The sequence below is a fragment of the Spirulina sp. CS-785/01 genome, assembly GCF_028330525.1.
Classification (GTDB): domain Bacteria; phylum Cyanobacteriota; class Cyanobacteriia; order Cyanobacteriales; family Spirulinaceae; genus JAQMSD01.
In genome coordinates, this window is the sequence record NZ_JAQMSD010000131.1 from 1 (window position 1) to 14432 (window position 14432).

The 14432-nt window shown below is 46.3% G+C and carries 16 protein-coding genes; 7 read left to right on the top strand and 9 right to left on the bottom strand.

The genetic code is table 11. From position 1 onward, the window contains the following. On the top strand, positions 1-93 hold a 93-nt coding region (locus PN462_RS08270; protein ID WP_272126642.1), incomplete at its 5' end, for a transposase. Between the two features lies 1 nt (position 94). Here the strand turns inward: PN462_RS08270 and PN462_RS08275 are convergent. The 6 genes from PN462_RS08275 to PN462_RS08300 form a co-directional block, all read right to left on the bottom strand. Continuing rightward, the gene (locus PN462_RS08275; protein WP_272127607.1) at positions 95-1141 is read right to left on the bottom strand and encodes a sensor histidine kinase; all 1047 of its coding nucleotides are present in this window, start codon (positions 1139-1141) and stop codon (positions 95-97) included. A gap of 54 nt (positions 1142-1195) precedes the next feature. Further along, complete coding sequence (locus PN462_RS08280; RefSeq protein ID WP_272127608.1) at positions 1196-1540, bottom strand: hypothetical protein; 345 nt, start codon at positions 1538-1540, stop codon at positions 1196-1198. Continuing rightward, complete coding sequence (locus PN462_RS08285) at positions 1525-2220, bottom strand: DUF726 domain-containing protein (protein WP_272127609.1); 696 nt, start codon at positions 2218-2220, stop codon at positions 1525-1527. Before PN462_RS08285 ends, PN462_RS08280 begins: the two co-directional genes overlap by 16 nt. 148 nt (positions 2221-2368) lie before the next feature. Further along, on the bottom strand, positions 2369-2827 hold the full coding sequence (locus tag PN462_RS08290; RefSeq protein WP_272127610.1) for a rhodanese-like domain-containing protein: 459 nt from the start codon (positions 2825-2827) through the stop codon (positions 2369-2371). Continuing rightward, positions 2799-3578 (bottom strand): sterol desaturase family protein, encoded by a 780-nt coding sequence (locus tag PN462_RS08295; protein ID WP_272127611.1) that lies wholly within the window; start codon positions 3576-3578, stop codon positions 2799-2801. Before PN462_RS08295 ends, PN462_RS08290 begins: the two co-directional genes overlap by 29 nt. 16 nt (positions 3579-3594) lie before the next feature. After that, positions 3595-3984 (bottom strand): type IV pilin-like G/H family protein, encoded by a 390-nt coding sequence (locus tag PN462_RS08300; RefSeq protein ID WP_272127612.1) that lies wholly within the window; start codon positions 3982-3984, stop codon positions 3595-3597. Positions 3985-4365: 381 nt separating this feature from the next. Between PN462_RS08300 and PN462_RS08305 the strand changes: the two genes are divergently transcribed. The 4 genes from PN462_RS08305 (at position 4366) to PN462_RS08320 (ending at position 6672) form a co-directional block, all read left to right on the top strand. Further along, positions 4366-4488, top strand: coding sequence for a hypothetical protein (locus PN462_RS08305; RefSeq protein ID WP_272127613.1), 123 nt, complete (start codon positions 4366-4368; stop codon positions 4486-4488). Positions 4489-4492: 4 nt separating this feature from the next. Continuing rightward, a complete protein-coding gene (locus PN462_RS08310; protein ID WP_272127621.1) occupies positions 4493-5350 on the top strand; it encodes a tetratricopeptide repeat protein in 858 nt (285 codons plus the stop codon). Between the two features lie 129 nt (positions 5351-5479). Beyond that, positions 5480-5779, top strand: a complete 300-nt coding sequence (gene clpS / locus PN462_RS08315) for an ATP-dependent Clp protease adapter ClpS (RefSeq protein WP_334310443.1) — start codon at positions 5480-5482, stop codon at positions 5777-5779. 62 nt (positions 5780-5841) lie between these two features. Continuing rightward, entirely contained in the window at positions 5842-6672 is an 831-nt protein-coding gene (locus PN462_RS08320; RefSeq protein WP_272127615.1) for a CPBP family intramembrane glutamic endopeptidase, read from the top strand. A gap of 488 nt (positions 6673-7160) precedes the next feature. Here the strand turns inward: PN462_RS08320 and PN462_RS08325 are convergent, their stop codons facing one another. Further along, positions 7161-7367: an RNA-binding S4 domain-containing protein gene (locus PN462_RS08325; RefSeq protein WP_272127616.1), complete on the bottom strand. Its 207-nt coding sequence runs from the start codon at positions 7365-7367 to the stop codon at positions 7161-7163. Between the two features lie 144 nt (positions 7368-7511). Here PN462_RS08325 and PN462_RS08330 point away from each other — a divergent pair, with 144 nt between their 5' ends. Further along, positions 7512-8972, top strand: coding sequence for a hypothetical protein (locus tag PN462_RS08330; RefSeq protein ID WP_272127617.1), 1461 nt, complete (start codon positions 7512-7514; stop codon positions 8970-8972). A 99-nt stretch (positions 8973-9071) separates the two neighbouring features. Here the strand turns inward: PN462_RS08330 and PN462_RS08335 are convergent, their stop codons facing one another. Together PN462_RS08335 and PN462_RS08340 are read right to left on the bottom strand one after the other, a co-directional pair. Further along, positions 9072-9515 (bottom strand): DUF6691 family protein, encoded by a 444-nt coding sequence (locus PN462_RS08335; RefSeq protein WP_272127618.1) that lies wholly within the window; start codon positions 9513-9515, stop codon positions 9072-9074. A gap of 90 nt (positions 9516-9605) precedes the next feature. After that, positions 9606-10025 (bottom strand): YeeE/YedE family protein, encoded by a 420-nt coding sequence (locus PN462_RS08340; RefSeq protein WP_272127619.1) that lies wholly within the window; start codon positions 10023-10025, stop codon positions 9606-9608. Between the two features lie 528 nt (positions 10026-10553). Here PN462_RS08340 and PN462_RS08345 point away from each other — a divergent pair. Next, the gene (locus tag PN462_RS08345) at positions 10554-14057 is read left to right on the top strand and encodes a PAS domain-containing hybrid sensor histidine kinase/response regulator (RefSeq protein WP_272127620.1); all 3504 of its coding nucleotides are present in this window, start codon (positions 10554-10556) and stop codon (positions 14055-14057) included. Positions 14058-14432: the final 375 nt, after the last annotated feature.

The following is a 14432-nucleotide window of genomic DNA, read 5'->3' on the forward strand; positions in this document are numbered from 1 at the left end:
GTTTTTTGGACAGGCTCGTACTTTGTGGCTAGTTGCGGAGGGGTGACAATTGAGACATTAAAACAGTATGTCGAGAATCAAACTGCCCCCTGATTCATCCCATCGCCGGAGGCGAGGGTCTTCTCAGGGTTAAAGATAAATCTAAACGACGGGCTTCAATTTTCGAGAGATCAAGGACATCATTAATTAAAGTCAGGAGATGAAACCCACTTTGATAAATGATATTTAACCCTTGACGTTGGGAATTGAGGTCGGGAGCGCGTTGTAAAATTTGTGCATAACCGAGAATACCGTTGAGGGGAGTGCGCAATTCGTGACTCATATTGGCCAGAAACTCGCTTTTGGCCTGGTTGGCCGCATCTGCCGCTTCCCGTTTTTCCTCTAAGGCCAAATAAGTGTTAGCGAGACGACTGGCCATTTTGTTAAATTCCTGGGCTAATTTTTCAATTTCATCCCTAGTCTGAAGATTTAAGCGATAGTCCAAGTCTCCTGCACCCAGTTTACTTGTTCCCACTTGTAAGGCTTCAATGGAGCGAATGACGGGGAGTAGCGTTACGGTAAATTGAGTAATAAAAATCAACAATACTCCCCCAATGAGAGCATAGGTGATCAGGGTAGCACTGCGTTCAAAGTCCTCTACGGTGTCTTGAATGGCCCGATCGCGCTCTAAGACTTCTTGAGTTAAGGCATTGAGGACATATTGTATATCATCCTCAAAGGAATTAACGGCCTTGACATCCTGTTGCGTCTGACTGGGGGAAGTGTCGGTTTGTTGGGCTAAATCATTGGCCAGTTGGACTAAGAGTTGATGACGACGACGGACGACATCCGGTTGAGTGGCCTGGGGCATTAAGGTTTCTAACTGGGCTAATCCCTCTAAAAACTGGGTTTCCGCTTGTTCATAGGTCGTTAAATTGATCGGGTTACGATTGAGGAGAAGATAGCTTTTGAGGGCTGAGGTTTGTTCGACGAGAGACAGTTGCAGGTTTTGGGTTTCTCGGACCGCTTGATTGATGCGATCGCGTTTCTCCTCAACAGACTGTTGAGTCTGCTGAATGAGATACGTGCTACCCCCCATAATGACAGTAACTAAACCGATCGCAATGACAGTGGACCCGATAAACCGGGTAAAAATGCGCATTGTTGTAAGAGAGTGATGGACTTTCGATGATTATAGATTGCCGATCCATCTCCGTTACCGTCGATTCCCTCTCCGTCTCCCGAAACGCCACGGAAGGGGCAACACAACCCGACCCCTCGGTGTATGTCTTTCACGGATACGTCGTTGTTGTTGTGCTGCAACAATACCCGGCCCGTGGGACTTACGTTTAGGATAATTAATTTCCTCCTCCTCCTGGTGTGAGGATTCAGGGGGAGGGGTATCATCATTCCACCAGGCCACAATCCATCCCCCCGACAGTCCCCCCAAAGCCCCTAAAAATATACTAATCAAAATAGGATACCCTAACAGAATAAAGGAGAGTAAAAAGACCAGCCACACAATTAAACCAATGGAAACTTCCTTCAAATTTTCCACCACTCCTGTTTAATCATTTCTTGTAACACAGGCAGATAATTTAACGGGGAATATTCCGCCGTCTGCATCAGGGCAGTCGCATTAAAATTCACCAGTTGGGGATGGTCTTCGAGAATCGGTTTGAGGCCACAAGGACTGCGTTCCCATTCCAGCATTTGGCAAAAGCGATGTAAGATTAAATCTTCGCTATTGTAAACATTGATTAATTTTCCGGTTAGCTGAGAAATGGCCACAGACCAATCGCGATCGCGTCGTACCGTCCCCGCCAGCAACACCCCAGAATTCAACGGTTGCATATGATCCGGCCAATCTCGCATAGCATAGTAAACAATTCTCACCCCCAAAGAAAACCCCAATAAAGACACCCCAGACAGAGATAACTCAGACACCAGTTGCGGCAACCAATGTTTTCCCACTCGTCGTAAATAGTTCTTATACCGATGCCAATGGACAATCCCCTCGATCCCCATTTGGGCCAAAGATTCGAGAGATAAATGAAATCGAGACTGATCCCACCAGAGTTGATAAATTGAACCTTGCCATCCTAATGTGCGAATTGCCCACCACCACTGGTCTTGCTGTTCTGGAAAAGGAGTTTTTTGAGACAGTGATCCCTGTACAACGATTAAGGCTTCTGGCGCACCCAATGACGGTTCAATGGGAATTAAATACGGTCGTTCCATACTTCCCTATTGTACGCGATATATTACTAAATCCTGATGGCTCATCAGCCAAGCCACAGAACTATTTCCCTAAGAATATTTTTAGGATTCCCAAAGTGAGGGTGCAAGAGAAAGGACTATCTTAACATATCAGCTTTTCTTGAGAATTTTATTGGGGAATCAAACGTCGCCAAGCTGTAATCCCCCCCGCAAGAATCACCAACTCAATCTCAGTATCTTGCAGTTGACGATAAGCGCGAATGGAACGAGGGGCAGTTTCACAATAAAGAACTAGGGTACTGTCCGGATTATTTTGGGCAATTTGTTTAATTTTTTGCACTCCAAACCCAGCTTCAATATCTATGAGGGGAACCAAGATACTATTTGTGATCTGATCGGCCTCGTATTCGTCAGGAGTACGGACATCAATAAAAATGTAATCTGTATCACTCTTTTTTGCCAATTCTTGGGGAGTAAGAAGGGGAGTATGAAAACTGGTGAGATAGGTAAAAACATTCATCCGGTGGGATAACGCAGCCCCCGTGAAAACCGTAGCCGGGAGACCTATGATACCCACCATTAAACCTATCACCGTTCCTTTAGTGGGACATTTCAGAGGAAGTTTCATAAATTTTCTGTAACGGATAACACAATTGTTGTAAATAGTTCACAGGAATAGACTCCGCAACCCCTAAATGATGGGGAGGAGGAGAAGAAGGCAAATAATAAGTCCCAAAAATTAAATCCAGTAAAGGACATTGCGCCGCTAAATTTTTATTATAAATTTGTGGGTTATTAACATGATGCCACTGGTGAAGTTGTGGAGTAGTAATAAACCAATTGAGAAGCCCAAAATTAAAATTAAGATTACTATGAATAAAAAAAGCAATAATCGAAGAAAAAAGCGCGTAAATCGCCAAATTAGCCTCAGAAAACCCCAGCATAAGTAACGGAGTAAATTGCCAAAACTTAGTAAAACATTGGTCAAAAGGATGAACCCGCACCGTTGCCAACCAATCTAAAGACTCGTTACTATGGTGTATGGCGTGAAATTGCCATAACATCGGGACAGTATGGAGTAAACGATGAGCGAAATAATACCCCGTTTCAGCAATTAAAACCGTTTCTACAAATTGGCACAATAAAGGCTGATTTTGTATCGTACTTTGCCACGGTAAAGGGTTGACAAAAATACTAAAAAATGCTATGTAAATTAAACCCGTAAACCCGCGACCAATGGCACTTCCGGTAAAAAAATAAATTAAATCAGTCAACCATCCGAACCGGAATACCTTTTGCGGGAAGCGAGCGAATTTCCGTTCTAACGGGACAAGAATGAGTAACAGCAGTAAAAACCCGGCAAAGACAGTGGGAAACATGAGAGATAGGGAGGTTTTATGAAGGCTCAGGAGGACAAAGAACTGCGCTATTCTTTAATTGCGGTTTAGCTAAAGAAATAGTTTGGGCAGTGACATCCAGTTGGCAAATTTTAGTCACCGTTTTAGCCGGACTCCCTTCAGTTTCAGGGAGCGTGTTTTTTGGAGGAGAAAGGGGGTACACTGCGCCAATATAAGAGGGATGTTCTTGGGGATTATTGGCTAAAGCATAATGAAAGACAGCCTGATCATTTTTTTGCACTAAAAAACGATAGTCTTCTGTCTTTTTAGAGATATCAACATTAATGTCTTTTAGGGAACTGCCAAAAGTATTATGTTCCTCAAAATATTGTTGTTGAGCGCGGTTCATCGCCCCCACATTGTTTTCTGCTCCAATAGGAATTGACATTCCAACACAGGAAAACATTGCCACAAAACTACGAAATAACAAAAATCCTCCTCTCCCTAACAGTGGGGTGAGAATTACAAATATTAGTATCACTCTCCAACCTGAGTTTCGCGTTTTGGGAGGGGAGGTAGTGGGTTTAAAGACGGGAAGTGTTGGCCGAAACCGGGTTTTCAGTAACATTACGGATAGTTGATATAGGACTAGGGACAAGAAACATTAACCCCTTTACGGGAGAAAGATGCCGGAGTAGCCGGGGTTCGGATATCTTCTACTATACTCTGCTAATTTTTTAGACCGCCAACAGTATTTATACTTAAATGGGAGTTGGTTGTGAAAAAGGGAATAGGGAATAGGGAATAGGGAACAGGGAATAGGGAATAGTTGGTTCTCCTCCATCTCCCCCAACTCCTCCATCTTCCCCATCTCCCCAACTCCCCAACTCCCCAACTCCCCAACTCCCCAACTCCCGACAGTCCCAAAAGGCAACAACCTCAAGACTCCTGATAAGATACAGAAAAGCCTTAATTCAAACCCAAGGAGTGACACTATGGGATCGTCTGTAGAAGTCAACCAGGACAACTATAAAACCGAAGTGGTGGAAAAATCCCACCAAACCCCCGTGATTGTTGATTTCTATGCAACGTGGTGCGGCCCCTGTCAAATCTTAAAACCCATCCTCGAACGACTCGTCAACGAGTATGATTGCATCTTAGCCACAATAGACATTGACCAAAATAGCCAACTCGCCTCGCAATTTCAAGTTGAAGGAGTACCCGATGTGCGCATCGTACAACACGGGAAAATGCAGCCCGGTTTTGTGGGAGCATTATCCGAACCGCAACTGAGAGACTTTTTGAGTCATCTCAACCTCCAGTCGGGCCTAGAAACCCAACTGGCTGAAGCGAGAACTGCGATCGCATCTGGTAAAATAAAAACCGCCAAACGTCTCTTTGACCAACTCTTTAAAAAATACCCCAACAACCCCCTCGTCATCCTCGACGCAGCCAAATTCCTCATCCGTCTCAACAAAGGGACCGAAGCCATTAAACTCCTCGACTCCCTGAGTTTAAATAGCCCCGAATACGTCAGTCAAGCCCAAGCCGTCAAAGCCCTCCTAGACTTCCAACAGGCCGCCGCCAACCCCGGAAACAGCGAACTTGACCAAAAATACGCCCAAGCCTGTCGTTTAACCGTCGAAGAACGCTATGAAGCCGCCCTACAACTCTTTTTAGCCATTGTGAAAGTCGATCGCAAGTATAAACAAGACGGGGCCAGAAAAGCCATGACCGCCATTTTTGCCCTCCTCGGCAACGAACACCCCCTAACCCGTCAATACCAACAAGACTTAATGATGACCCTCTATTAAAACCTATCCGTAGAGTCGGATTTCTTCCCTCAGATTCAACACAATTCGATACAATTAGACAAAGTTTTGTCATAATTTTTTATATTTACCCCAAAAGCCACAGAAACGCAGCCACGGAGGTCTATGCCTATGTCCACTGATGTCTTAGAAAAACCATCTGTTACCCAAAAATCAGATACTGTTCGCAAACCCGCCCCTCGTTATAAGGTGTTACTCCATAACGACGACTTCAACTCCATGGAGTACGTCGTGCAAACCCTCATCAAAACCGTTCCCAGTCTCACCCAACCCCAAGCGGTGAGTATCATGATGGAGGCCCACAATAGCGGGGTTGCCCTCGTCATTACCTGTGCCTTAGAACACGCCGAGTTTTATTGTGAAACCTTAAAAACCCACGGTTTAACCAGTACCATTGAACCGGACGAATGAACCGGATGAATGAACCGGATGACTAAAAAGGCACATTCGCTCAAACAAAAGGAGTATCCCGCTTGAAACTCAACCCTACCCCTATTGCACAATTCCCAGCCCCACTCCGGCTGGGCATTTTTGTGGGGATATTACTCATAATTTGGCTACCCTTTGCATTACCCTTATATTTACTCCTAGAAGACGACAATTTAACCTCCATTCTCACCCTCACTATCCTCTATCTCGAATTCCTCACCCTCGCCTATTTTTGGGGCAAACGAGTCCACACCACCCCCCACCCCTTTGAGCAATATGGCTGGCAATGGCAGCGCAAAATGGGCATAGAATGGGTTAATGGGTTAGCGATCGGGTTTTGCCAAATTCTACTCTTATTTGTCCTCATGGCCCTCTTAGGATGGGCCCAAGTCACCCCTCCCCCCTCCCTCCTCCCCATCATTGCCCAAGGACTCCTCTCCGCATTGGGCATTGGTTTAGCCGAAGAACTCCTCTTTCGCGGTTGGTTTCTCAGCGAACTCGAAAAAGACTATTCGCCCACGGTGGCCTTGTGGTCTAATGCCCTCATATTCGCCATCCTCCACTTTATTAAACCCCTCTCCGAGATTATTCGCACCTTCCCCCAATTCCCCGGTTTAGTCCTCTTGGGGTTAATTTTAGTTTGGGCCAAACGCCGCCATCAGAACCGTTTAGGCTTCTCCATAGGGCTACATACGGGCTTAGTCTGGGGCTATTACATCATCTCCGTAGGCGAGTTAGTTGAATATACCCAACAAGTCCCCCCTTGGGTAACAGGCATTGATCTAAACCCCTTAGCGGGGGTAATGGGGTTATTAGGGTTAGGAGGACTCGCCTGGTGGATAAAACCCACCCCTCATCAAAGTAAATTTGACTAGGTTACAATTTCTTGCATTCTACAGAACTTTGATCTATTCCACAGTCCTATAAGAGAGACAGCTACCTTTATATGCCTTGGGTTAAAACCCAAGGCTAATAGCTAAAACCCGTTAAAACGGGTTGATAGGTGACTCACCTAATATTTCTGTGTAGGTTGGCTGTAACGGAGTGAAACCCAACGTTTTTCACGGGGGGATGTTGGGTTACGCTACGCTTCACCCAACCTACAGAAACCACTAAAAATTAATTCGTTCGTAGCTACCTTTATATGCCTTGGGTTAAAACCCAAGGCTAATAGCTAAAACCCGTTAAAACGGGTTAATCGACCAATCGGAAAATTAAAAATTTAGGTGTAGGGTGGGCATTGCCAGCCCTGTCAAGGTGACTCACCTAATATTTCTGTGTAGGTTGGCTGTAACGGAGTGAAACCCAACGTTTTTCACGGGGGGATGTTGGGTTACGCTACAATTAACCAAATCCTCAATTGTTAATTATTAATTGTTAATTCTACAGGATAGGTGTATCCATCGAGGGTTACTTCGTCGGTGGGGACTAATTTACGGCCTCGTCGGGTTTCAATTTCTCCGTTGACTAAGACTTCTCCAGCTTGAATGAGAAGTTTTGCTTCTCCTCCAGTTTGTACCAGTCCTTGGAGTTTCAAAAACTGGTCTAGTTTTATGGTTGCTTCGGCCATCGGCAAAACCCTCAAAATCCACCTATGCCTTACTGTACAATAATTTGGCGGCAGATTAAGGAATATTTCTAGGGGGAAAGGAGGGAGAAATTTGGGTTTTCCCGGTAAGGTAAGAGAAAGACCTGCTAATGATGAGCTATTCTTATGCCAACGCTTTCCTCCCAAATTTCTACCCAACTCCCTCCTATTGCAGGACAAGAGGCTAAAATTCAAGGCATTGTCCAGCATGATGAGCCTGTGATGCTGCCCTATAGTAATCTTAATCTGGAGGGGATTACGGCGGGGTTTGCGTGCGCTCTCCATATGCACCAACCGACGATTCCCGCAGGGGAGAATGGAGCGTTAATTAATAATTTACAGTATATGTTTGAGCATCCCAATGAGGGGGATAATCACAATGCAGAGCCGTTTGCTTGGTGTTATAGTCGCATGGGGGATATGATCCCGGAGTTGGTGCAACAGGGGTGTAATCCGCGTATTATGTTGGATTATTCGGGGAATCTGCTCTGGGGGTTGCAACAGATGAACCGGGAGGATATTTTAGGGAAGCTGCGGCGGATTACTTGTGATGCTCAATTTTACTCCCATGTGGAATGGTTGGGGACGATGTGGGGTCATGGGGTGGTGTCTTCTACGCCTATTCCAGATATTAAGTTACATTTGCAAGCCTGGCAACATCAGTTTGCCGCGATTTTCGGGGAGGAAGCGTTACGACGGGTGAAGGGGTTTTCTCCTCCGGAGATGCACCTCCCCAACCATCCCGATACGCTGTATGAGTATGTGAAGGCGTTGAAGGAGTGCGGGTATCGTTGGTTGTTGGTGCAGGAACATACGGTGGAGCGAACGGATGGGACTCCTCTCCATCATGAGGATAAGTATATCCCGAATCAGTTGGTGGCTCGCAATTCTCAAGGGGAGACGCTGAGTATCCTGGCATTGATTAAAACTCAGGGATCGGATACAAAGTTAGTTGCACAGATGCAACCCTATCATGAGGCGAAGGGGTTGGGAAAACAGGAGGTTAATGGGGTTGTTGTGCCGAGTTTGGTGTCTCAAATTGCGGATGGGGAGAATGGGGGGGTGATGATGAATGAGTTTCCCCGTGATTTTCCTTCGGTTTGGGGGGAGATTAAGGATAATGGTGGTGTTGTGGGGATGAATGGTACGGAGTATCTGGAGTTGTTGGAACAGGCGGGGATTCGTTTCACAGATTTGCCCATTTGTCAAGGGGTTGGACAAGCTAAGATTTGGCAACGGGTGGGGGAAACGGTGACTCCAGAGGGGGTGGAACGTGCGATCGCGCATTTACAAGACCATGACCCCCACTTTAGCACTGAGGGCGCATCTTGGACGAATCATATCAGTTGGGTGGAGGGCTATGAGTCGGTATTACAACCCATGCAACGATTAAGCGCGAAGTTTCACGAAAAGTTCGATCCCCTCGTTGCAGAAAACCCCGAAATCACCCAATCTCAGGAGTATCAAGCCGCATTATTGTACAATCTGTTATTACAAACCAGTTGTTTCCGCTACTGGGGAAAAGGCACTTGGACTGATTATGCTAAGGCATTGTATGAACGAGGACAGGAGTTAGTTGAGAGTTGAGAGTTGAGAGTTGAGAGTTGAGAGTTGAGAGTTGGTGAACCACAAAGACACAAAGGACACAAAGGAGCAAGTCAAAACAAATAACAAATAACAAAATTGTTAATTGTTTATTGTTAATTGTTGCTTAGATTGAAATTGGTTTAAGAGCCATTGTCCGCCTAAAGAACCGACTAGGAAGGCAACCATAAATAATACAGGGTTGGCTATGCCTAAAACTAGGGCAGTTAATCCAGGGCCGGGACAATAACCACTGATTCCCCAACCCATGCCAAAAATGGCTGCTCCGATGACTAAACGGGGGTCAATGTCTTGTTTGGTGGGGAGGTAGAATTTCTCGCCCCAGAAGGGACGAGAGCGACCGATGATGAAACGAAACGTGATGACTGTCACTCCTACTGCTCCTCCTAATACAAAGAGTAAGGTGGGGTCCCACGTTCCGGCTAGATCGAGAAAGCCTAAAACGCGCTCTCGATCAATCATTTGTGATAATCCGAGGCCAAATCCAAATAAAATTCCGGCGATTAATGCTGTAAGTGTTTTCATGGTTGTTTATGAATAAGGGAATGGGGAATCGGGAATCGGGAATAGTAACTAATTATCAATTATTCATTATCAATTATCTATTATCCATTATCAATTAAAAACGTGGCGAACAAGATAGACTGTAATGAAGGCAGTGGCGAGGAATGTTAACACAGCAACGAGCGATCGCGCGGATAATCGGCCTAATCCACACACGCCATGACCACTGGTGCATCCATTCCCTACACGAGTCCCAATTCCCACCAATAGGCCGCCGACAATCATTAAAACGGGGGCAAAATTAGAGGTGGGAGTTGGTTGGGCGGCAAACCCGTATTCGTAAATTGCTCCCCCGGCTAACATTCCCGCTAAAAATACCCATCGCCAGGCTTCACTCGCGGAAAACCGAATCGCCCCGTTGATCATGCCACTAATCCCCGCAATTCGACCATTTCCGGCTAGTAAGACAGTGGCACTCAGACCAATTAAAATGCCTCCGATGAGGGCAGTGATCCAATTAAAGCTGGCCATGACAACTCAAACTCCAAATTTACCTTGTAACATTATATAGCTTTACAGTTATTTTTAAAGGGAGTCGCTTGTCTGGGTTGGGCAAGCTAGGGCCGTGTCGAGACTCGCTCCATTTCCGGAATGATTAAGCTAAGATCAGTCACAATACCAAAATTATCGTCAACCGAGCCTTGTTCTCAAAATCTCTATTGTTATTTCGCTCATAATCCGAAACAAGACGAAATGTCCTGTTCTCTCAAAAATACTTAAATCTTGAAACTCTAAACTCAGTCCGTTGTACCATCAACTGGATCGTACAACCTGCGAGTTGTTGGACTTGTCAAGTGAAGACAAAGAAGACTCATGGCCATAACTCCTAGTCCGCTAATCAAGGCTCTTGGCCTAGCTTCCTAGCAGTTAGCTCAGTGACTCTTTTCCTGAATCATTGATTCATTCCTTCACCCGTGCTTCTGTTTTATGGTTTATCTTGACTTTTTTTTGGGGTTGACTGGAGAAGTTATCCTGCTTACGGGTCAATCCCTACCCACTATGCTAGGGCCACAGAGTATTATTTATATAATCCTTGCGATCGCATCTTTCACGATTTCCCTAATTCTCTTTCAATTCCGAAAAAATTACCCTCTCGACTCCCCCTTCCTCACCGTTTTCCTCGGTGTAGCGATCCTCATGTTAGTCGAGGGGATTGTGTCTGTCTTAGAAATCACCCCTTTTACCCCTTGGGACACCTCCATGATCCCCCTCTTAACCGCCTTGTCCAGCATAGGAGCAGTCGCCCTCTTACTACTCCTCATCCGACAACTCCTCCACCAACACACCACCTTCACCGTAACCCAACACACCCTAGAACAAGGAGTCCAACAGCGCACCGTCGAATACCAAAAAGCCGTTGAAGACCTGCAAACCGCCATCCGAGACCGTCAAGAAACCCAAAGCCAACTCCAATCCATCTTAAACCACTCCACCGCCCTCATCTACCTTAAAGACCTAGAGGGGCGTTTCACCCTCGTCAATCGGCAATTTGAGCAAGTGGTACAGCGTCCCGCATCAGCGATCATCGGGCAACAGAACAGCGACCTCTTTCCCCCCGCTACCAGCCAAACCCTAGACCAATATGATCGTCAAGTCCTCAACACCCAAACCTCCCTGAAAGTCGAAGAACAAATCCTACACCAAGACGGACTGCACACCTACTTCTCCGTAAAATTTCCCCTCTTAACGGCCCAAGGGGAAACCTATGCCCTGTGTAGCATTTCCACCGATATTACAGACCGGAAAAAAGCCGAAGAAAAACTCAACCGCTTCTTTAACCTCTCCGCCGATATTCTTGCCATTGCCGACTCCCAGGGTAACATTCAACAGATCAACCCTGCTATCACCCCCATTCTCGATTATACCCCCGCAGAATTCCTTAGCACCCCTTGGCTCGAAAACGTCCATCCCCAAGACCGAGAAGCCACCCAACAGCAACTTGACCATATTTTACAAAGTCCAGAAAACTATATTCGCTTTGAAAACCGCTATCGGAGTAAAAGCGGGAAGTATAAATGGCTCTCTTGGGGCATGACCCGCAGTTCTGAAGGGTCAATTTACTGTACCGTGCGGGATATTACCCCGCAAAAAGCGATCGCGCAAGCCAAAGAACGAGAAAAACAACAACTGCGCCAGATCATCACCAATGCCCCCGTGGCCATAGCCCTATTAGATCGGCAAATGCGCTATCTCGCCTATAGTCAAAAATGGCTCGAAGACTATACCAACCAAGACCACCTCTTAGGGCGGTATCATTACGACATTTTTCATCAGGAACGGGAAAAATGGCAAGGCATCCATGAACGGGCCCTGCAAGGGGAAATTATGACCCACCCTGAAGACTCCATTATCTATCCCGACGGGTCAGAAGGGTATTGTCGATGGGCAATTCATCCTTGGTACAATGCCGCCGGGGAAATTGGGGGGATTATTATTGCCACCCATAAAATTGATGAATTAGTCGCGGCCCGAGAAGCGGCCTTAGAAACTGCCCGTCTCAAGTCCCAATTTCTCGCCAATATGAGCCACGAAATTCGCACCCCCATGAATGGAGTGTTAGGGATGGCTGGACTGTTGTTAAAAAGCGACCTCAGCCCCAAACAACTGGATTTTGTCCACGCTATCCGCACCAGTGCGGATCACCTCTTGGCGATTATTAATGAGATTTTAGACTTCTCGAAATTAGAAGCCCAAGAATTGGACTTAGAAACCATTGATTTTGACTTAGAGGAATGCCTCGAATGGGTGATCGACCTCTTGGCCACCCAAGGGGAGGAGAAGGGGTTAGAATTGGCTCTGCTGTTTGATCACGATGTTCCTCGACAGTTGCGGGGTGATCCCAGTCGTCTCCGACAAATTTTCCTGAATTTAATTAGTAATGCCATTAAATTTACCCATGAGGGACAGGTGGTGGTGCGAGTGCAACAGGATGCAGAGAGCCAAAGTCCTCAGACGCTCCGCTTTGCGGTACAAGACACGGGAATTGGTTTATCGCCTCAAGCGCGATCGCAATTATTTCAAGAATTTTCCCAGGTGGGTATCTCCACCAATCGCCACTATGGGGGGACGGGTTTAGGATTGGTGATTAGTAAACAACTGGTGGAATTAATGGGAGGACAAATTGATGTAGAGAGTGTGGAGGGAGAAGGCTCAACTTTTTGGTTTACTATCCCCTTTACCCCCTCTCCCCATCAAACCTCCTCCTCTGTCTCGACGGCCTTAACAGGGGCCGAATTGTTAGTGGTGGATCAGTCGGCCACGGTGCGTCAATCGGTGCGCTGTTTTGCCCAGTCCTGGGGAATGCAGTCTGATGAGGCTTGCGATCGCGCAGAAGCCCTGCACAAACTCCAACAGCGACACAAACAGCAAACCCCCTATCAAGTCGCCATTTTCGAGAAACGTCTCTTTCTCGAAAACCCCACCGCCCCAGATCGGCAGTTTTATCAAACCCTCACCCAACTCCCCACCAAAGTCATCCTGATGACTACCCTTAAACAAAGTGTTCGTGATACCCCCCTAGAGGATAAGGGCTTCATCCTCGACAGCAAAGACGAACAACAGCCCTGGTTAGCCCAAGAAATTGCCAGTTATATCACCAAACCCATCCGGCCCTCTCGCCTGTTTGATGCCCTCCTCACCGCCTTAGAAAGCGAAATCACCAACGCCTTAGAGCCACTTCCCCCCTCTGACGTTGAACCCCCCAAATGTTCTTTCCCCCAACAACCCCTCTATATTCTCTTAGCCGAAGATCACGCCGTCAATCAGCAAGTGATTCTCAATCAATTACAACTATTAGGGTATGGGGTGGATTTAGCCTCCAATGGAGAGGAAGTCTTAGCCATGTTGCAAGTCCGGGATTATGATTTAATTCTCATGGATTGTCAGATGCCCATCTTGGATGGATACGCCACAACCCAAGTCATTCGCAACCGTCAGAATTCCCCCGATCAACCCGTGATTATTGCATTAACGGCCCATGCGTTACCCAGCGATCGGGAACAATGTTTAGCCGCAGGTATGAATGATTATTTAAGCAAACCCGTCGCCCAAGAGCGTTTAGAAGTGTTATTAAATCATTGGGTGAAACAAATCACCGCTAAAAAAGAAGAAACGAAAACTCAGGAAACCGTTACCCTCCCCAATCCCCCAGTCGTGAGTCCCCCCGACAATCCCATTGATACCCAACGGTTAAACGATATCACTCAAGGCCGCCTGGAGATTCAAAAACAATTACTCATCTCCTTTGTTGAAAAAAGTTATAGCGATCTAGAGCAAATCAAACAAGCATTAGACCAAGAAGATTGGGAAACTATCACCCATTTAGCCCACCGAATTAAGGGATCAAGCAGTAATGTTGGGGCAAAGGCCCTCAGTCAAGTAGCCTCTACCCTAGAACAACAGGTCAATCAAGAGAATCCTGACCCTTGTTATGCACTGATTCAAGACCTCAACCAACAGCTTGGAGAATTAGCGAATTTTGTGTTATTAATTAGGGCTTGCTGAAAAAGTGTTCATTGGCTTGTGAGGCAAGGGAACAGGGAACTCTCGATTGTTCCCTATTCCGGAGTTCCCTGTTCCCTCCTATCATACGGAATCCGGTATCGAAAAACCCTACTGTTCCCTGTTCCCTGTTCCCTGTTCCCACATACCAATTTAAATGCACAACAGCTTACTGTTACCAACAAAAAGAACCTCCAAGAAACTTGGAGGTTAAAGCATTATAAGAGGTCTCTTTTAGATGAGCTAGGGGCGACAGCCCCGCGCTCTATCCGACAGGGTGAGCGTCGGGAAGGATAGCCCGACAATTTGAGGATTCGATGTCCGAAAATTGTCAATCAGGAGTATTCTGTTTCTCGACATAAGATTTTAGTTGGGAAA

What these genes read in the sequence shown, in the direction of transcription:
- PN462_RS08300 (WP_272127612.1), bottom strand. Translation starts at nt 3,984, where the DNA reads ATGTCAATTCCTATTGGAGCAGAAAACAATGTGGGGGCGATGAACCGC.
- PN462_RS08340 (WP_272127619.1), bottom strand. Translation starts at nt 10,025, where the DNA reads ATGGCCAGCTTTAATTGGATCACTGCCCTCATCGGAGGCATTTTAATT.
- PN462_RS08290 (WP_272127610.1), bottom strand. Translation starts at nt 2,827, where the DNA reads ATGAAACTTCCTCTGAAATGTCCCACTAAAGGAACGGTGATAGGTTTA.
- PN462_RS08285 (WP_272127609.1), bottom strand. Translation starts at nt 2,220, where the DNA reads ATGGAACGACCGTATTTAATTCCCATTGAACCGTCATTGGGTGCGCCA.
- PN462_RS08335 (WP_272127618.1), bottom strand. Translation starts at nt 9,515, where the DNA reads ATGAAAACACTTACAGCATTAATCGCCGGAATTTTATTTGGATTTGGC.
- clpS (WP_334310443.1), top strand. Translation starts at nt 5,480, where the DNA reads ATGTCCACTGATGTCTTAGAAAAACCATCTGTTACCCAAAAATCAGAT.
- PN462_RS08325 (WP_272127616.1), bottom strand. Translation starts at nt 7,367, where the DNA reads ATGGCCGAAGCAACCATAAAACTAGACCAGTTTTTGAAACTCCAAGGA.
- PN462_RS08275 (WP_272127607.1), bottom strand. Translation starts at nt 1,141, where the DNA reads ATGCGCATTTTTACCCGGTTTATCGGGTCCACTGTCATTGCGATCGGT.
- PN462_RS08295 (WP_272127611.1), bottom strand. Translation starts at nt 3,578, where the DNA reads ATGTTTCCCACTGTCTTTGCCGGGTTTTTACTGCTGTTACTCATTCTT.
- PN462_RS08345 (WP_272127620.1), top strand. Translation starts at nt 10,554, where the DNA reads ATGCTAGGGCCACAGAGTATTATTTATATAATCCTTGCGATCGCATCT.
- PN462_RS08330 (WP_272127617.1), top strand. Translation starts at nt 7,512, where the DNA reads ATGCCAACGCTTTCCTCCCAAATTTCTACCCAACTCCCTCCTATTGCA.